Annotated in this window: 18 protein-coding genes; 4 read left to right on the plus strand and 14 right to left on the minus strand. The window is 67.8% G+C overall.

The genetic code is table 11. From position 1 onward, the window contains the following. Nucleotides 1–52: 52 nt before the first annotated feature. The 8 genes from DIE02_RS08355 to DIE02_RS08390 form a co-directional block, all read right to left on the minus strand. Nucleotides 53–406: a hypothetical protein gene (locus tag DIE02_RS08355; protein WP_185640889.1), complete on the minus strand. Its 354-nt coding sequence runs from the start codon at nt 404–406 to the stop codon at nt 53–55. Nucleotides 407–557: 151 nt separating this feature from the next. Continuing rightward, entirely contained in the window at nt 558–1,139 is a 582-nt protein-coding gene (locus DIE02_RS08360) for a DUF3501 family protein (RefSeq protein ID WP_124486466.1), read from the minus strand. 44 nt (nt 1,140–1,183) lie between these two features. Beyond that, entirely contained in the window at nt 1,184–2,521 is a 1,338-nt protein-coding gene (locus tag DIE02_RS08365; protein ID WP_124486467.1) for a heterodisulfide reductase-related iron-sulfur binding cluster, read from the minus strand. A 125-nt stretch (nt 2,522–2,646) separates the two neighbouring features. Next, nucleotides 2,647–3,069, minus strand: coding sequence for a rubrerythrin family protein (locus tag DIE02_RS08370; RefSeq protein WP_040140994.1), 423 nt, complete (start codon nt 3,067–3,069; stop codon nt 2,647–2,649). 245 nt (nt 3,070–3,314) lie between these two features. Next, complete coding sequence (locus DIE02_RS08375; RefSeq protein ID WP_124486468.1) at nt 3,315–4,583, minus strand: RNA polymerase sigma factor; 1,269 nt, start codon at nt 4,581–4,583, stop codon at nt 3,315–3,317. Continuing rightward, on the minus strand, nt 4,580–4,996 hold the full coding sequence (locus tag DIE02_RS08380; protein ID WP_124486469.1) for a VOC family protein: 417 nt from the start codon (nt 4,994–4,996) through the stop codon (nt 4,580–4,582). Before DIE02_RS08380 ends, DIE02_RS08375 begins: the two co-directional genes overlap by 4 nt. Before the next feature lie 35 nt (nt 4,997–5,031). Then, entirely contained in the window at nt 5,032–5,451 is a 420-nt protein-coding gene (locus tag DIE02_RS08385; RefSeq protein ID WP_044846609.1) for a YciI family protein, read from the minus strand. Between the two features lie 125 nt (nt 5,452–5,576). After that, nucleotides 5,577–5,930, minus strand: a complete 354-nt coding sequence (locus DIE02_RS08390; protein ID WP_044846610.1) for a YciI family protein — start codon at nt 5,928–5,930, stop codon at nt 5,577–5,579. 209 nt (nt 5,931–6,139) lie between these two features. On the opposite strand from DIE02_RS08390, the gene DIE02_RS08395 reads away from it, so the two are divergent. The 4 genes from DIE02_RS08395 (at nt 6,140) to DIE02_RS08410 (ending at nt 10,680) form a co-directional block, all read left to right on the plus strand. Continuing rightward, entirely contained in the window at nt 6,140–8,035 is a 1,896-nt protein-coding gene (locus DIE02_RS08395; RefSeq protein ID WP_124486470.1) for an ExeM/NucH family extracellular endonuclease, read from the plus strand. A gap of 338 nt (nt 8,036–8,373) precedes the next feature. Further along, nucleotides 8,374–8,760 (plus strand): YqjD family protein, encoded by a 387-nt coding sequence (locus DIE02_RS08400; RefSeq protein WP_044846611.1) that lies wholly within the window; start codon nt 8,374–8,376, stop codon nt 8,758–8,760. A gap of 51 nt (nt 8,761–8,811) precedes the next feature. Next, entirely contained in the window at nt 8,812–9,396 is a 585-nt protein-coding gene (locus DIE02_RS08405) for a YSC84-related protein (protein WP_124486471.1), read from the plus strand. A gap of 231 nt (nt 9,397–9,627) precedes the next feature. Continuing rightward, nucleotides 9,628–10,680 (plus strand): AI-2E family transporter, encoded by a 1,053-nt coding sequence (locus DIE02_RS08410; protein ID WP_044846613.1) that lies wholly within the window; start codon nt 9,628–9,630, stop codon nt 10,678–10,680. Between the two features lie 9 nt (nt 10,681–10,689). On the opposite strand, the gene DIE02_RS08415 is transcribed toward DIE02_RS08410, so the two are convergent. The 6 genes from DIE02_RS08415 to DIE02_RS08445 form a co-directional block, all read right to left on the minus strand. Beyond that, nucleotides 10,690–11,193, minus strand: a complete 504-nt coding sequence (locus DIE02_RS08415) for a thioesterase (RefSeq protein WP_124486472.1) — start codon at nt 11,191–11,193, stop codon at nt 10,690–10,692. A 172-nt stretch (nt 11,194–11,365) separates the two neighbouring features. Beyond that, complete coding sequence (locus DIE02_RS08420; RefSeq protein WP_124486473.1) at nt 11,366–12,382, minus strand: NADP-dependent oxidoreductase; 1,017 nt, start codon at nt 12,380–12,382, stop codon at nt 11,366–11,368. 34 nt (nt 12,383–12,416) lie between these two features. Next, nucleotides 12,417–13,205 carry an SDR family oxidoreductase gene (locus DIE02_RS08425; protein WP_124486474.1) on the minus strand — a complete coding sequence of 263 codons (789 nt, stop codon included), beginning with the start codon at nt 13,203–13,205 and terminating at the stop codon, nt 12,417–12,419. 457 nt (nt 13,206–13,662) lie between these two features. Further along, nucleotides 13,663–14,250 carry a phosphatase PAP2 family protein gene (locus tag DIE02_RS08435; RefSeq protein WP_124486476.1) on the minus strand — a complete coding sequence of 196 codons (588 nt, stop codon included), beginning with the start codon at nt 14,248–14,250 and terminating at the stop codon, nt 13,663–13,665. Nucleotides 14,251–14,330: 80 nt separating this feature from the next. Beyond that, nucleotides 14,331–15,647: an Nramp family divalent metal transporter gene (locus DIE02_RS08440; RefSeq protein ID WP_124486477.1), complete on the minus strand. Its 1,317-nt coding sequence runs from the start codon at nt 15,645–15,647 to the stop codon at nt 14,331–14,333. After that, complete coding sequence (locus DIE02_RS08445) at nt 15,596–16,669, minus strand: helix-turn-helix domain-containing protein (protein ID WP_124486478.1); 1,074 nt, start codon at nt 16,667–16,669, stop codon at nt 15,596–15,598. The genes DIE02_RS08440 and DIE02_RS08445 overlap by 52 nt, the downstream gene beginning before the upstream one ends. Nucleotides 16,670–17,003 lie beyond the last annotated feature (334 nt).

Genomic DNA, 17,003 nt, shown 5'->3' on the forward strand with positions numbered 1-17,003 from the left:
ACTCCAATGTGGGAATTTTTGTGCACGAAGCATACCATCCTCAGGGTTTATCTCAATATGACAATGACTTAATGTTACGCACTGAAACAACCTGCCATGGATGCGCAATCCATTTACCGTTGAATTTTTTTACGCGATCGTTATGCGCAACGCTGGGAAGCCCCGTCTGGCGGGGCTCTGCGGGGTGCGGCCGCACCCCGCCCGGCAAGCGATCCGCCATGTTCCGACCCTTGCCGGCAACCACCCCGCGAATGCCCGGCCAAAATCGGTAAATCAGGGAAAATTTCGTAACAAGATATTCACGGATCGGTAAATCATTCAAATTGCCTTGAACCGAAATTTCTCCGTGCACAATCTTTTTATTGTTTCTCGGCGAGTAATGAAAGCGATCGGACAGGCGATGCACATTGTTTCCCGGCATGCAAGCGTGGACGGGCCTGTTACATCTTCGGCGGTAATGGGCAGGCGACAGCGGCGGGCGCGACGGTCGGGCGCCGCGTTTCGCGGCCGGACGACGTGCGATCCGCGCGATATGGAGCGCGGCGCCCGGCCGCGCGTCAGCGCAGATCGCCGGCCAGCGACGCGGCCACGTCCGCCGCGATGCGTTGCGGCGACACCGTATAGGCCGGGTGATCGCAGCCGATCGACAGCGTCGCGCCGTCCTTGAGCGCCGCGCGCATCGGCCCGCTCAGTTCGAAGCGCACGAAATGCACGGCCGAGGTCTTCTCCGCGTTGTCGCGGTCGAGATCCTCGTCGGCGATCGCATAGACGTCAGGGTGCCCGTCGACCCGCAGGTACACGCGATCCTCGACGCCGATCAGCCGCGCGAGCGCCGCGCGCCGCTCGGCTTCGTGCTCGTATTCGATCTGCAGCGTCGCCTTCAGGTTGGTGCCGTCGGGCACGAGCGGCAGATAGGCTTCCAGTTCGCCTTCGATGCCGGCCTCGTCGAAGATCTTCTCGATGTGCAGCATTTCCTGGATCTGGTAGCGGATCGTGGTCTCGTCCTCGAACAGGAGGCGCAGATGGTTGCCGAGCGCCACCGCGCGGCGGCGCTTGTGCGCGACGAGCCGCGCATGTTCGGTCTTGCGGATCTTCGCGTACGCTTCGAGCGTCAGCAGCGAGTCGCGGGTGAGCGTCATGGGATGTCCTCGGATAGCGTCGATGTCGTCGTGAAGCGGCCGGTTCAGATGCCATACGCGCGGCGCAGCAGCGTCAGCGGATGCGCGAGCGGCGCGGCCGGCAACCCTTTCTCGTCGATGCCCTGCACGATGTGATGGCCGGCGAGCGCGCAGTCCGACGACACGAAATCCGGCTTCGGCTCGGCCATCGCCTTGAACACCGGCGCGCCGATCCGCATCGCGTCCGCATGGAAGGCCTTCTTCACGCCGAACGTGCCCGCGTGCCCGGAACAGCGCTCGACGACGTTCACGCGCGTATCCGGCACGAGCGACAGCGTGTCGGCCGTCTTGCGGCCGATGTTCTGCACGCGCGCGTGGCACGGCACGTGATACGACACGGTGCCGAGGCCCTGCTTGAAATCGGTCTTCAGCAAACCGTCGCGATGCCGCGCGATCACGTACTCGAACGGATCCCAGAATGCATCGGCCACCGCGCGCACGGCTTCGTCGCCGGGGAACATCAGCGGCAGTTCGCTCTTGTACATCAGCACGCAGCTCGGGATCGCGCCGATCAGCGCATAGCCCTCGCGCGCATAGCGCTCCAGCACCGGCATGTTCACGGCCTTCTTCGCGGCGACGCCCGCGAGATTGCCCTGCTCGAGCAGCGGCATCCCGCAGCACGCTTCGCGCGTGACGAGTTCGTACGGGATCTCGTTGTGCGCGAGGATCGCGAGCAGGTCGTGGCCGATGCCCGGCTCGTTGAAGTTCACGTAGCACGTCGCGTAGATCGCGACCTTGCCGGGCGTGCGTTCGCCGTCGCGAACCGGCGGGCCGTCCGAGCGCTTCGCCGCGCGCCGGAACTTGCGCGGCGCGAACTCCGGCAGCCATGCGTTGCGATCGACGCCGAGCGCCGCTTCGAGCGCGTGGCGCGCGGGCGGCGTGCGATTGACCGCGTTCACCGTCTGCGTGACGATCGGAATGCCCGCGAAATGGCCGAGCGCGTCGGTGTTCGACAGCACCTTGTCGCGCAGCGGCGCCTCGCCGCGCTTGTAGCGCGCGGCCTTGCCGCGCAGCATCAGGTGCGGGAAGTCGACGTTCCATGCATGCGGCGGCACGTACGGGCATTTCGTCATGTAGCAGAGGTCGCACAGGTAGCACTGGTCGACGACCTTGCCGAACGCGTCCTTCGGCACTTCCTCGATGTCGCCCGTCGGCGTGTCGTCGACGAGATCGAACAGCGCGGGAAACGCGCCGCACAGCGACACGCAGCGCCGGCAACCGGCGCAGATGTCGAACACGCGCGTCATTTCCGCATCGATCGCGGCCTGGTCGTAGAACGCTTCGGACTGCCAGTCGAGCGGATGCCGGGTCGGGGCTTCGAGACTGCCTTCCTTGTGGGGCATGAGGCGCTCCAGCGTGGCGCGCATGCGCGCGAACGCGCCGCCCGCGCGGCGCGGGCGGCGATCAACGCACGGCCGGCCGCGGGACCTGCCCGGCCGGGCCGTGCGGCCTCGGGGCGACGCCCGCGTCAGTCGACGAGCGCGTCCAGCGCTTTCGTATAGCGGTTCGCGTGGCTGCGTTCGGCCTTCGCGAGCGTCTCGAACCAGTTCGCGATTTCGTCGAAGCCTTCTTCGCGCGCCGTCTTCGCCATGCCCGGATACATGTCGGTGTACTCGTGCGTCTCGCCGGCAATCGCCGATTCGAGGTTCAGCCGCGACGAGCCGAACGGCAGACCCGTCGCCGGATCGCCGACTGCTTCGAGGTATTCGAGGTGACCGTGCGCATGGCCCGTTTCGCCTTCGGCAGTCGAGCGGAACAGCGCGGCGACGTCGTTCTGGCCTTCGACGTCGGCCTTCGAAGCGAAATACAGATAACGCCGGTTCGCTTGCGATTCGCCCGCGAATGCGGCCTTCAGATTCTCTTCGGTCTTGCTGCCCTTGAGTTGAGCCATGTGCGCCTCCGTTCGAGTCGGCGCGGCCGCGTGCGAAGCCGGGCCGATGATGGATATGGGGAACGATGCGTACGCCGGACACGCACGCTTCGTGCCTTTTAATCTAGGCGCTGGCGTTCGCATCCCCCAATAGGCTTTTTCAATCCGTCCGATAGCGGGGAGCGGGAATGAGGGACGGGTGGAGGCGGGGGCGCTGGCGTTCGATGCGACGCGCGGTGTACGCACACCGGCGTCGCCCGTCTGCGTCACGCATCCGTCGCGCGCTTCAACAGCAATTCCCTTTCGCGCTCGTTGCGGGTCAATTCCGCCGCGCGGCGGAACTCGACCTTCGCCTCGTCAGCGCGGCCGAGCTTCGCGAGCAGGTCGCCACGCACGCTCGGCAACCAGTGATAGCGCGCGAGCGCCGGATCGTCGCGCAGCACGTCGACGATTTCCAGCGCCGCGGCAGGACCGAACGCCATCCCCACCGCCACCGCACGGTTCAGCTCGACGACCGGCGACGGCGCGACTTCGGCGAGCGCGTCGTACAGCGCGACGATCTGCGCCCAGTCCGTGTCCGACGCGTGCCGCGCGCGTGCATGACACGCCGCCAGCGCGGCCTGCAGCGCATACGGGCCGCGCACGCCGCCGAGCTTCGTCGCCCGCTCGAGCGCCGCGAGGCCGCGCCGGATCAGCAGCGGATCCCAGCGGCTGCGGTCCTGGTCGAGCAGCAGCACGGGCCGCCCCTGCGCATCGGTCCGCGCATGCATGCGCGACGCCTGCAGTTCCATCAGCGCGACGAGCCCGAGCACTTCGCTTTCGTCCGGCACGAGCCCGGCGAGCACGCGGCCGAGACGCAGCGCCTCGTCGCACAGCGCCGGGCGCGTCCAGTCGTCGCCCGCGGTCGCCGCATGGCCTTCGTTGAACACGAGATAGATCACTTCGAGCACCGACGCGAGCCGCGCGGACCGCGCGTCGGCGGCCGGCACCTCGAACGGCACGCGCGCCGCCGCGAGCGTGCGCTTCGCGCGCACGATGCGCTGCGCGATCGTCGGCTCGGGCGACAGGAACGCACGCGCGATCTCGCTCGTGGTCAGCCCGCCGAGCAGCCGCAACGTCAGCGCGACGCGCGCATCGGTCGACAGCACCGGATGGCACGACGTGAAGATCAGCCGCAGCAGGTCGTCGCCGATATCGTCGTCGCGCGCGTCGGCGAGCGCCTCCGCGATGTCGGGGACGACGTGCGCCTCGAGCGCGTCCATTTCATGGCCGAGCTGGTCGCGCTTCGCCGCATGCAGCGACTCCTGCCGCACCCGGTCGAGCGCGCGCCGCTTCACGGCCGTCATCAGCCATGCGGCCGGATTGTCGGGCACGCCGTCGACGGGCCAGTGCTCGAGCGCCGCGACGAGCGTGTCCTGCGCCAGTTCCTCGGCCACGCCGACGTCGCGCACCACGCGCGCGGCGCGCGCGATGATCTTGGGCGCCTCGATCCGCCAGACCGCTTCGATCGCACGGTGAGTCGCCTCACGCGTCACGACGCTTGCCCCTGGGCGGACACATCGAGCGGCATGGCCATCAGCTCCCATGCGTGGCCGTCCGGATCGTCGAACCCGTGGCCGTACATGTTCGGATACTCGCGCGGCGCTTGCGGCGCGGACCCGCCGGCCGCGAGCGCCTTCGCGACGATCGCGTCGACCTCGGCGCGGCTGTCGCACGACAGGCACGACAGCGCTTGCACCTGCGTCGCCGGATCGACGATGGTCTTGCCGGTGAAGGTCTGGAAAAACGGCCGCACGAGCAGCATCGCGAAAATCGTGTCGCTGATCTTGATGCAGGCAGCCTGATCGTTGGTATAGGCCGGTACGACTTCGAAACCGAGTGCCTGGTAGAACGTCTTCGAGCGCGGCAGGTCGGCCACGGGCAGGTTGATGAAAACCATCTTGTGCATGACGGGTGCTCCGGTGAGATTGGCTTGGGGTGGAGTCAGGCGTGGCCGTGCCCGACATTGAGTTCGCGGAACCGCTCGACCGCCTCGCTGGGCGTCAGGTCGTCGAGTTCGAACAGCGGCCGCACCTCGATCTCGCAGTCCATCTCCGCACCGAACGGCGCGGGAAACCGGCGCGTCCATTCGAGCGCCTCGTCGCGCGAGCGCACCTGGATCAGCGTATAGCCGGCAATCAGTTCCTTCGTCTCCGCGAACGGGCCGTCGACCACCGTGCCCTTGCCACCTGAGTAGCGCACGCGCCAGCCGCGCGCGCTCGGCCGCAGGCCGTTCGCATCGAGCAGCACGCCGGCCTTGGCCAGCTCCTCGTGATAGACCGTCATCGCCTCGACCAGCCGGTTGTCCGGCAATGCGTCGGATTCGCTGACGGCGTTCGCCCGGATCATGATCATGAATCGCATCGTTCACTCCTTGTCATCGGTGGAAAGGGGCGTCCGTTCGTCGGCGCCTTATCCCTACGACGGGCGGCAGACTGCCGGATCGACGTACGGCGCGACGAATCCGGGTTAACACCGAGCCGTGGCCGTCACAGGAAGCACGGGCCGACCGCGCGCACTTCGACCGTGCACCATTGCGCGGCCGGGCACTGGCGCGCGATCGCGATCGCTTCCTCGCGCGTGTCGACGTCGACGATGAAGAACCCGCCGACCATTTCCTTCGCCTCGGCGAACGGGCCGTCGACGAGGCGCGTCTCGCCGTCGCGCACCTGCACACGCGTCGCGCGCTCCGAGCGCTCGAGCGACTCGACGCCGCGCAGCACGCCGCGCGCCTTCAGCGTCTGCGCGAAATCGACCATCCGCGCGTACAGCGCCTGCCCCTCCTCGAGCGTGCGTTCGGCGCGCTGGCCGGTCGGTTCGACAATCAACAGCATGTAGGACATGGAACTCTCCAGTGGGGGGCCGTGCGCAAGAAGCGTTCGGATCGCAGGCCGGAATGACACGTCAGATGCGAAGCGTAACAGCCGCGGGCGGCCCTGCCGTCATCGTTGGCCGTTCGACACTGGCCTGATGGCCAATTCGATCGCAGCACGCGATTTTGCCGTCAAGATGCTTGCCCGAACCTTCGAATTTTCTTCCTGTGGAGCACTCCATGTCACGCCTGCCGCCGCCGCTCGCGCTCGCCGCATCGCTCGCCCCGCTCGCCCCGCTCGCCCCGCTTGCCTCGTTTGCCTCGTTTGCCTCGTTTGCCGCATTTGCCGCATTTGCCCTTTCAGCGCCGGCCGCCACCGCCGCCACCACCGCCGCCGCCACCGCGCCTCCGGTCAGCGCGGGCTGCGGCGGCCCCACGACGGCAATCGCCGACCTCCGGCATTCCGGCGGCCGGTCGCCGCTGGCCGGGCGCTCCGCGTCGATCGAAGCGATCGTCACCGCGGCATTCGGCGGCGCCGACGGCTTCGGCGGATTCTTCGTCCAGCAGGCGGATGCGCAGCGGCGCCACCGGCCGGGCGTCCCGGAAGGCCTGTTCGTCTACGCGCCGCACGCGCGTGTCCGCCCGGGCGAACGCGTGCACGTCACCGGCAGGATCGAGCAGAAGTACGGCCGCACGCAACTGGCTCTGTCGGGCCGCGTGGCCGTCTGTGCGCGCGGGCAGACCGTCACGCCGGCCGCGCTCGTGCTGCCGGTCGACAGCGAGTCAGTATTCGCCGCGCATGAAGGCATGCGCGTGCGCTTTCCGCAAACGCTGACCGTCAGCGATACCTACGACCTCGGCCGCTACGGCAGCATCGTGCTCAGCCACGGTCGCCTCTACATGCCGACGCACGTGGTGCCGCCGGCCGACGCCGCCGCGCAGGCGGCGGCCAATGCCCGCAACCGCATCGTGCTCGACGACGGTTCGAGCCGCGTGAACCCCGCGACCGCCCGCTATCCGCCGCCTGCGCTGGGCGCCGCCAACACGCTGCGCGCGGGCTACACGGTGCGCGGCGTCGAAGGTGTGCTCGAGCAGCGCTACGGCACGTGGCGAGTGCAGCCCGTGCCGGCGTCGGCGCCGGTCTTCGACGCTGCATCGAATCCGCGGACCGATGCACCGCCGCGGCATCCGCAAGCCGACGTGCGGATCGCGTCGTTCAACGTCTTCAACTATTTCAACGGCGACGGAAGCGGCGGCGGCTTCGACGATCCGGCCAATCGCGGCGCGAAGACGCCCGCCGTCTTCGCCCGCCAGGAAGCGAAGATCGTCGCCGCACTGCGCGCACTGCGCGCCGACGTGATCGGCCTGATGGAAATCGCGAACAACGGCCACGGCCCCGCGAGCGCCGTGCAGCGTCTCGCGGCGCGGCTCGGCGACGGCTGGCGCGCGGTCGACCCCGGCACGGCGCGACTCGGCCGCGATGCGATCGCGGTCGCGTTGCTGTACGACAGCCGGACGATCGAACCCGTCGGGCGCGCCGCGACCGTCGCGCTCGACGGCGGCAATCGCCCGCCGCTCGCGCAGACGTTCCGGCGCATCGGCGGCACCCGCGCATTCACGGTCGCGGCCAATCACCTGAAATCGAAGAACTGCCCACGTGCGACCGGCCCGGATCTCGACCAGTCGGACGGTCAGGGCTGCTGGAACGCGACGCGCACGCGTGCGGCCGAACGCATCGCCGCGTGGCTCGCCACGTCGCCGACCGGCGCCCCGGCCGACGGCGTGCTGCTGATCGGCGACCTCAACAGCTACGCGAAGGAAGACCCGCTGCGTGCGCTCGAATCGCGCGGCTACACGAACCTCGTCGCCCGCTTCGCCGGCAACGCCGGCTACAGCTACGTATTCCGCGGCGAAGCGGGCAACCTCGATCACGCACTCGCCACGTCGCCGCTCGCCGCGCGCGTGAAGGCCGTGCATGCGTGGCACATCAATGCCGACGAACCGGTCGCGCTGCAATCCGTGCCCGATTACAAAACCGCGGCGCAACGGGCGGCCTATTACGCACCCGATGCCTATCGCTCGTCGGATCACGACCCCGTCGTCATCGACCTCGCGCCGGACGAAGGCGCCACCTGAGCCATCGCGGGCACAAACCGTGCTCCATCAAGAGACGGGCGATTAGTGCAATTGCATCAGCATGATGCGTGCAACGGCACTATTTACCTGGCGCATCGGGCGACGCCATATTTACCGGACTTTCACGTCGCGCCAACGGCTTGCTGGTCGCTTCGCCCAAAAGCGCGAAATTTTTTCAACCGCCGCCCCGCCCCATTGCGCGGGGCTTTCCGGGAAATTTGCCGGCGAATTGAAAATTTGTCTCGAAACTCAATTGGCTGATGTGAATCACATTGGTTGCTGGGATTCGTCTTATCTTCAAATTGGCCTGCAAATCAAATCGAAGGAGGATAAACACCATGGCGCTCACCGACTCGATCGAACACAAGCTGGACCGCGGCCTGTCCGACATCCGTCGCACCGGCCGGCGCGTGGGACGCACGACGCGCTCGGCGGCTCGCGACCTGCATGCGGACGTGTCCGACGATCTGCGCGGGCTGGTCGATGAACTGGAAGACCTGCTGAAGAACGACGGCGACGGCGATATCGCCGCGTTGCGCAAGCGCGTGCAGGCGCGGCTCGACGAAGCGCGCAGCACGCTCGACTACGCGTCGGGCACCGCGGTCGCGCGGCTGCGCGATTCGGCCGAACGCGTATCGCAAGCCGTGCACGACAATCCCTGGCAGACCGCAGGTGTCGTCGCGGGCCTCGCGTTCGTCGCCGGCCTGCTCCTTTCCCGCCGTTGAACGGGGCGACCACCCCGTCCGTCCTCACCCCGACAACGAAGGAGAAACGCCATGCAGAAGTCCCTCGCCCTGAAAGCCGCCGCCGCCGTCATGCTCGGCAGTCTCGCACTTGCCGGCTGCACCACCACCCCCAACAAACCCGACAACGCATCGGCCAGCGCGTCGAAACGCGAGTCGATCGACGCGAGCGTGAACGCGACGTTGTCGCGCCTCTATTCGACGGTGCCGGGCTCGCGTGAACTCGTCGCGAAATCGCGCGGCGTGCTCGTGTTCCCGAACGTGCTGCAGGCCGGCCTCATCGTCGGCGGCCAGTCCGGCAACGGCGCGCTGCGCGTCGGCGGCAGCACCGTCGGCTACTACAACACGTCGTCGCTGTCGGTCGGCCTGCAGGCCGGTGCGCAATCGAAGGCGATCGTGTTCCTGTTCATGACGCAGGATGCGCTCGACTCGTTCCGCAAGTCCGAAGGCTGGTCGGCCGGCGCCGACGCCTCCGTCGCGGTCGTGAAGATGGGCGCGAACGGCGCGATCGACTCCAACACGGCCACCGCACCGGTCGAGGTGCTGGTGCTGACCAACGCGGGCCTGATGGGCGATCTGTCGGTCAGCGGCACCAAGGTCACCCGGCTCCACATCTGACGATGCGGCACGGCCCCCGGGCCGGTTCGCTTCCCGGCAACGCCGCGGCCCCGGCCGCGGCGTTTTCTCGTGCGCCGCGCGCGGCGGGTATGATGGCGGCACCTTTGCGGGCATACTGCCGATCAGGCCGCCCTGCCGCGCTGCGCCGCGACATCCGTGACGTTCGCGAGCCGATCGCGCCCGAGGCAACGAAATTCAATCAAACCAGGCATCAATCTGCGCGAACCATCCATGGATAGCGGACACGATCACCAAAAATTCTTCTATTTCCTGCTGTTCGCGGTCACCGTCGGACTGTGCTGGATACTCGCGCCGTTCTCCGGCGCCGTCTTCTGGGGCACCATTCTCGCGATCCTGTTCCAGCCGGTGCAGCGCTGGCTCGCCGCGCGCTTCGGCAAGCGGCGCAACCTGGCCGCGCTCGTGACGATGTCGCTGATCATCCTGATCGTGATCCTGCCGCTCGTGTTCGTCATGGCGACGCTCGTGCAGGAAATCGCGTACGTGTACCAGGAACTGAAGAGCGCGCAGCCGAATTATTCGCAGTACTTCCATGACATCATTCATGCGCTGCCGACGTCGATCCAGAACCTGCTGCAGAAATACGGGCTGACCAACATCCCCGGCATCCAGAAGAAGCTGACCGACGGCGCCGCGCAGATCAGCCAGTTCGCGGCGACCCAGGCGCTCAGCATCGGCCAGAACACGTTCCAGTTCGTCGTCAGCTTCGGCGTGATGCTGTACATGGTGTTCTTCCTGCTGCGCGACGGCGGCGAGATCGGCCGCCGCGTGCGCCGCGCGATGCCGCTCGACGAAGAGCACAAGAACCTGCTGCTCGCGAAGTTCACGACGGTTGTGCGCGCAACCGTGAAGGGCAACATCGCGGTCGCGCTCGTGCAGGGCGCGCTCGGCGGCCTGATCTTCTGGATCCTCGGGATCGAGGGTGTCGTGCTGTGGGGCGCGCTGATGGCGTTCCTGTCGCTCCTGCCGGCGATCGGCGCGAGCCTCGTGTGGGTGCCCGCCGCGCTCTACTTCCTCGCGATCGGCGCGATCTGGAAATGCGTGATCCTCGTCGCGTTCTGCGTCGGCGTGATCGGCCTCGTCGACAACCTGCTGCGCCCGATCCTCGTCGGCAAGGACACGAAGATGCCCGACTGGGTCGTGCTGATCTCGACGCTCGGCGGGATGGCGCTGTTCGGCATCAACGGCTTCGTGATCGGGCCGCTCGTCGCTGCGCTGTTCATGGCGAGCTGGGACATCTACGCGCGCGCCGAACAGGGGGAGTGACGCCGCGCGTCACGGATGACGAATCCTGATCACGACGGGCGCCACGGCGCCCGTTTCCATGTCCGGCCCCGCGATCGTCAGCACCCCGCCATACGGCCCGACACGATGCGCGCGCCCCGCTTCCAGCGGCACGGCTCGATCGTCGCGCGCATCGTGCCAGGTTGCGCGAACCGCAGCGCCCGCAGGCTGCGAAAGCGGCTGGCCGTCCGGCCCCACGAGCGCCAGATGCGCACCGGGCAAGCGCCGGCCATGCGCATCGAAGCGGAGTGCCGCCGCGCTCGCGCTGCCCGACGCCCCGAGCGACGGCGTGTCGAATGTCACGTCGTACCGATCGACGAGCGCGCCGGTGAAGCGCACGATGCCAGCCGCGCCCGCGTGCCCGGCCGCACCGGCGCTCGACACTGCGAGCGCGATACCGAACCCCGCTGCCGCCATCCGCGCCCGGACACCGATGCGCCGCTTCGTTCGATCGCGCGCCGCCGTCGGTGCCGCCCATGTCGTCTTCATCTGCATGTTCCGCCTCCCTTCCCGCTTCTCGCCGCTCAAATGAAAACGGCGGCGTGACGCGCAGGTCACGCCGCCGCTTGCCGGCAATTACTTTAGGGAGAGCGACCGGAACAATAAATGAGACAAGTCCTAAACTGATACCGGAATATTCGGACTCAATGCGCGCGAGCGCGACGGCTCATGCGTCCGGATCGACGCGCAGCACGAGCTTGCCGCGATGGTCGCCGTCGAACAGGCGGTTCAGCACGTCGGGGGCGTTTTCGAGCCCGTCGGCGACGGTTTCCTCGGCCTTGAGCCGGCCGTCGCGCAGCCATCCCGCGAGCGTCTGCACCGCTTCGCGGCTCTTGCGGTAGTCGAGGATCAGGAAGCCGCGCATCGTGATCCGCTTCGAGATCAGCACGCCGACGTCGTCCGCCGCGCGGCCGCTGTTGTAGTTCGAGATCACGCCGCACAGCGCGACGCGCCCGCCGATCACCATCCGCGACAGCACCGCGCGCATCACCTCGCCGCCGACGTTCTCGAAGTTCACGTGCACGCCGTCCGGCGTCGCCGCCTTCAGCTGCTCACGGAAATCGTCGGCCTTGTAGTCGACGGCCGCGTCGAAGCCGAGCGTCTCGGTCAGGTAGCGGCACTTGTCCGCGCCACCCGCGATGCCCACCACGCGCGCACCGTGGATCTTGCCGATCTGGCCGGCGATCGAGCCGACCGACCCGGCCGCCGCCGACACGACGAGCGTCTCGCCAGGCTGCACCGGCGCGATGTCGGTCAGCCCGTAGTACGCGGTCAGGCCGCTCATCCCGCACGCGCCGAGCAGCGTCGGCAGCGGCAGGCCCGACTGCGCGGGCAGCTTCACGAGTTGCGCGGCCTGGTCGGCCGGCACCCGCGCATAGTCCTGCCAGCCGAGCAGCCCCTGCACGAGATCGCCTTGCGCGAACCCCGCGTGGCGCGACCCGACCACGCGCCCGATGCCGAGCGCACGCATCACTTCGCCGATCGCGACGGGCGGCAGGTATTGCGGCACGTCGCTCATCCACACGCGGTTGGTCGGATCCATCGACAGATACAGCACACGCACGAGCACTTCGCCGTCGGCGAGCGCCGGCACCGGCGTTTCGACGAACGAAAAGTGTTCGCGGCCGACCCGGCCTTCCGGGCGTGTCTTCAGCAGCAGCTGGCGGTTCACGGGTGTCGACACGATGTTCTCCTCCGGTTGTGTTTATCGATGCGCGTCAAACTGCGCACATGCCGCCGTCGATCACGAGTTCGGCGGCCGTCACGAAGCGGCTTTCGTCGGATGCCAGATAGACGGCCGCATGCGCGACGTCGTCCGGTTCGCCGAGCCGGCGCAGCGGAATGCCGCGCGCGAGCTTGCGCGTCGCATCGCGTTCGCCGAGCGACTGGAACAGCGGCTCGACGATCCCCGTGCGAATGAACGCCGGGTGAATCGAGTTGCAGCGCACGTCGAGCTCGCGGCGCGCGCAGTCGATCGCGACCGACTTCGTCAGCGACGCGACCGCGGCCTTCGACGCGTTGTACGCGGTGAAATCCGGCTCGACCTTGAACGCGGCCACCGACGAGATGTTGATGATCGATGCGGGATGGCTCTCGGCCAGATACGACAGCGCATGCTTGCAGCCGAGCACGATGCTCTCGACGTTGACCGCCATCACGCGCCGCCATTCGTCCAGTTCGATCTGCGCGGGCGAGCCGATCGAGCCGACACCCGCGTTGTTGACGAGCACCGACAGCCCGCCCATCGCATCGACCGCCTGCGCGAGCAGCGCTTGCCAGCGCGCTTCGTCGCGGACGTCCTGCGTCGCGGCAAACGCGACCGGCGTCGCGTGGCCCGCGTTGAGTTCGTCGGCGAATGCATCGAGCACCGCCGCGTCGGCAACGTCGGTCAGGAACACGCGCGCGCCCTGCTCGACCATCCGGCGCGCGATCGCGCGGCCGAGGCCGCCGGCGGCGCCCGTGATGTACGCGCACTTGCCTGCGAGGCGCGTGGAAACGATTGTCATGGGACCTGCTCCTGTCGTGAGTCGTCGCGGCGGACCGGTGCCGCGACGGCGGTTGCCGTGCGCCGGCCGACGGCCGCGCGGTATGCGCGAGTATAGCGAGCCGGCCGCACCGGGCCGGACGAATCCGGCGGCCGGCCGCTGCCGGCCCCGCTCGAACGAACGCCAGCGTACGCGATTGCCGCCAATCGATGAAATGAATCTTCGTAATGCCCGGTCATAGACATCACTCATGACCTTCGGATCCGCGGGCGGCGGGACGGGCGGGCGGGCGGACGGGCGGGCGGGCACAGCACAGCACAGCACAGCACGGCCGATCATCGCCGATGTCGGCTCGATAACGATCGGGAAACGGCTTTTGACAATAACCAAGAAGGAATGGGACGGGACTCGGGGGGCCACCGCCGCGGCGACGACCGCATCCGGCACCGGCGCACCGACGCGCGGCAACGAACAGCCGTCAGAACCCGTCGCCGGACGCGCGCATGAACGCGCAGAACTGCGGGGAATGCGTGTCGATCATCTGCTGGAACGGTGCGCGATGCCCGTACGCGATGCCGGACACGAGGAGCAGGCAGACGGCCGCGATGCGCGGCGAGAACGCGCGCTTGTGCGCCCGCCGGTAGGCGCGCAGGAACACCAGCGCGACCAGCGCGCCGAGCAGCCAGCCGACGACGACTTCCGGGACCGTGTGCGAATGGTCGAACACGCGCGCGACGCCCGTCAGCGCGCCGACGACGAGACCGGCCGCCACGCCCGGCTCCTTGCCCGGACGGAATGCCTGCCACAGCATCGACAGCGCGACGGTCCACACGGACGTCGACAGCATCGTATGGCCGCTGATCACGCGGAAATCGAACTGCGGGATCTCGACCCCGCAGCCCGCATAGAGAATCTTGGTCGCCCCGACCAGGCTCATGCCGGCCGCGAGCAGCACGATCCAGCGCACCGCGAGCCGCCAGTTGGACAGCGCGAGCCAGACGGCGCAGGTCAGCGCGACCGGCAAGGTCAGCGCGGCATCGCCGATGTTGCTGATTTCACTCCACATGACGGACGTCGAACGGCTGGCAAAAGGCGCAGTTTAACGCAGGCGCGCCACGCGCCTGTTTCAGCCTGTGACAAGCTGTATCAGCCCGCGACACCCGTGATCAGCAGCAGGTTCGTGGCGGTGATGACGGCGAACAGCACCCAGGCGGCGGCCTGCATCCTGCGGCCGATCGCATGCTCGCCCATCGTGTTGCGATCGCTGACCGACCGGATCAGCGGCCACATCGCGAACGGCAGCTGCAGGCTCAGCAGCACCTGGCTCCAGACGAGCAATTGCCCGACCGAGTTTTCGCCGAGCCACAGCACGCCGATCAGCGCGGGCACCAGTGCGAGCCCGCGCGTGATCAGCCGGCGCTGGTAGCACGGGATTTTCGTATGCAGGAAGCCGTCCATGATCACCTGGCCGGCGATCGTGCCGGTCAGCGTCGAGCTTTGCCCCGACGCGAGCAGCGCGATGCCGAACAGCAGCGCGGCCGCGCCGCCCGCGATCGGCGTGATCAGCCGGTACGCCTGTTCGATGTCGGTCACGTCGTGCTGGCCGGTCGCATGGAACGCCGCGCCTGCGACGACCAGGATCGCCGCATTGACGAGCATCGCGACGAACAGCGACACGCAGGTGTCGATGCGCACCAGCGCGAGCGTGTCGCGGATCAGGCCGCGCGCGCCGCCGACGACATGGCGCGTCTGCACGACCGACGAATGCAGATACAGGTTGTGCGGCATGATCGTCGCGCCGACGATGCCGAGCGCGAGCACGATCGCGTCCTTGCGGTCACGGCCCGGATCGCCCGGCACGAGCCCCTTCGCGACCGCATGCCAGTCGGGCGGCGTGATCGCGACCTGCGCAACGAAGCAGAACGCCATCGTCGCGATCAACCCGAGCACGATCGCCTCGATCTGCCGGACGCCCTTGCCCTGCAGCCCGAGCACGATGACCGTGTCGAGCGCGGTCAGCACGATCCCCCACGCGAGCGGCACGCCGAGCAGCAGCTTGAACGCGAGCGCGCAGCCGAGCACTTCGGCGATGTCGCACGCGATGATCGACACCTCGGCGGTCACCCACTGCACGATGCGGCCGAAGGTGCCATAGCGGTCGTAGCTGGCCTGCGCGAGATCCTTGCCCGCGACGAGGCCGAGCCGCGCGGCGAGCATCTGCAGGAAGATCGCGGCGAGGCTCGAGAACGCGACGACCCACAGCAGCGAATAGCCGAATTGCGAGCCGGCCTGGATGTCGGTGGCCCAGTTGCCGGGATCCATATAGCCGATCGCGACCAGCAGGCCCGGGCCGAAGAAGCGCTTGAGCTTCATCCAGCGCGACGCGCCGGCGTCGATCGTGATGCTGCCCTTTACTTCCGACGGGCAGAAGGGGGCTGTGGCGGTAGTGGGAAGCAAGGGCATGGAAACCGGGGATCGTGATCGCGACACGGTGATTTTACGTTCATCCGCCCCGCTTTCTCCCGCGCATCGCCGCGCACACCCCGGCTCGCCCGCTCGCCGTCGGCAGTCGCGAGCCGCGGCGCGGGCTGCCGATCGGCCTGCGGGTGCGGCGTCCCGGCACCGTTCGTCAGGATCCGCTCGCGCTCGGCGACGCGAAATTCGGTCGGCGACACCAGCAGGCGCTGGCGAAACAGCTTGGCCAGACGCTCGCCGCTGCCGAAGCCCGTGCGCCGCGCGACCTTGTCGGCCGGCAGCGTCGTGTGGACCAGCATGTGGCAGGCGCGCTCGAGCCGCACGTGCTGCACGAACTCGGTCGGCGTCACGCCGATTTCCTTCTTGAAGCGCCGCAGGAAATTGCGCTCGCTCATCGCGACCGTCTGCGCGACTTCCGCAACCGAAATGCGGTTCGCGCTCTGCGCGCGCAGCCGCTGCACCGACATCCGGATCGACGGGCTCGCGCTCAGTTCGCGAAACGCCCACATCGACTGCGCATAGCGCTGCTCGACCGGCTGCATCAGGTTGCTGGCGATCTCCTGTGCGGCGCTGTCGCCGAGATCGGCGCGGAACATGTCGAGCACGGTCGCGAACACGTCGGCCTCGCCGGCCTGCAGTTCGATCGTGGCCGCCGCACCGCGGGCGCGATCGGTTCGCGCGCGATCGGCTTCCGTCTGCCGCTGCGACGCGGCGAGCGTCGACAGGCCCATCGCATCGACGATCCAGCGCGCATGGCGGCGGATGTCGCTCAGGCGGCGCCGCAACGCATCGTTCCAGTTGATCGACGCGCGCTCACCATGAAGATGAAAGAACGCGTGTGCACGATGGCCATGCTCGTCGCCGAGCGAATCGGCGGCGATCTGCACACCGGACGACGACTGCAGCAAGCCCCCCTTTTCGGATACGTACTTCAGCTGGTAATCCGCATTGAACGCGTTCAGGCGATTCGCCAGGTTGAAGGCCTCGCTCAGACGCGCGGCCTCGGCCAAGGAAAACCCCGTACTCAAATAGATTACGACCCACCTCTGATCTGCTGCTTCCACTGGCCAAGCCCCCGGACTGTTTCGACTTCTTTTAATTGCCGTCGAACTGTCAGGCTTATATTTGGTTTGAACACGTGCGACAGGGACGGCTATCTCGAAATATGAAGCGACGGCATCTTAGCCGAACTAGCCGAACGGGTCGTCTCTTTGTCACGAAATGGCCGACCGGGACAGCATGATGGCGGATTTTTACAGGCTATCGCCGACCGATGATCTGGCCGCGCGGAAATGCGCGTGTCGACGGGCGGACTCGCATCGTGACGCCTGCCTCGCATCGCGC

It is taken from the genome of Burkholderia sp. Bp8991 (assembly GCF_003853795.1).
Classification (GTDB): Bacteria; Pseudomonadota; Gammaproteobacteria; order Burkholderiales; family Burkholderiaceae; genus Burkholderia.

Excerpts from the sequence above, each read along its gene's own strand:
- DIE02_RS08425 (WP_124486474.1), bottom strand. The coding sequence starts at position 13,205 with ATGACAATCGTTTCCACGCGCCTCGCAGGCAAGTGCGCGTACATCACG.
- DIE02_RS08395 (WP_124486470.1), top strand. The coding sequence starts at position 6,140 with ATGTCACGCCTGCCGCCGCCGCTCGCGCTCGCCGCATCGCTCGCCCCG.
- DIE02_RS08365 (WP_124486467.1), bottom strand. The coding sequence starts at position 2,521 with ATGCCCCACAAGGAAGGCAGTCTCGAAGCCCCGACCCGGCATCCGCTC.
- DIE02_RS08370 (WP_040140994.1), bottom strand. The coding sequence starts at position 3,069 with ATGGCTCAACTCAAGGGCAGCAAGACCGAAGAGAATCTGAAGGCCGCA.
- DIE02_RS08400 (WP_044846611.1), top strand. The coding sequence starts at position 8,374 with ATGGCGCTCACCGACTCGATCGAACACAAGCTGGACCGCGGCCTGTCC.
- DIE02_RS08360 (WP_124486466.1), bottom strand. The coding sequence starts at position 1,139 with ATGACGCTCACCCGCGACTCGCTGCTGACGCTCGAAGCGTACGCGAAG.
- DIE02_RS08405 (WP_124486471.1), top strand. The coding sequence starts at position 8,812 with ATGCAGAAGTCCCTCGCCCTGAAAGCCGCCGCCGCCGTCATGCTCGGC.
- DIE02_RS08440 (WP_124486477.1), bottom strand. The coding sequence starts at position 15,647 with ATGCCCTTGCTTCCCACTACCGCCACAGCCCCCTTCTGCCCGTCGGAA.
- DIE02_RS08390 (WP_044846610.1), bottom strand. The coding sequence starts at position 5,930 with ATGTCCTACATGCTGTTGATTGTCGAACCGACCGGCCAGCGCGCCGAA.
- DIE02_RS08435 (WP_124486476.1), bottom strand. The coding sequence starts at position 14,250 with ATGTGGAGTGAAATCAGCAACATCGGCGATGCCGCGCTGACCTTGCCG.
- DIE02_RS08410 (WP_044846613.1), top strand. The coding sequence starts at position 9,628 with ATGGATAGCGGACACGATCACCAAAAATTCTTCTATTTCCTGCTGTTC.
- DIE02_RS08415 (WP_124486472.1), bottom strand. The coding sequence starts at position 11,193 with ATGCAGATGAAGACGACATGGGCGGCACCGACGGCGGCGCGCGATCGA.
- DIE02_RS08380 (WP_124486469.1), bottom strand. The coding sequence starts at position 4,996 with ATGCACAAGATGGTTTTCATCAACCTGCCCGTGGCCGACCTGCCGCGC.
- DIE02_RS08385 (WP_044846609.1), bottom strand. The coding sequence starts at position 5,451 with ATGCGATTCATGATCATGATCCGGGCGAACGCCGTCAGCGAATCCGAC.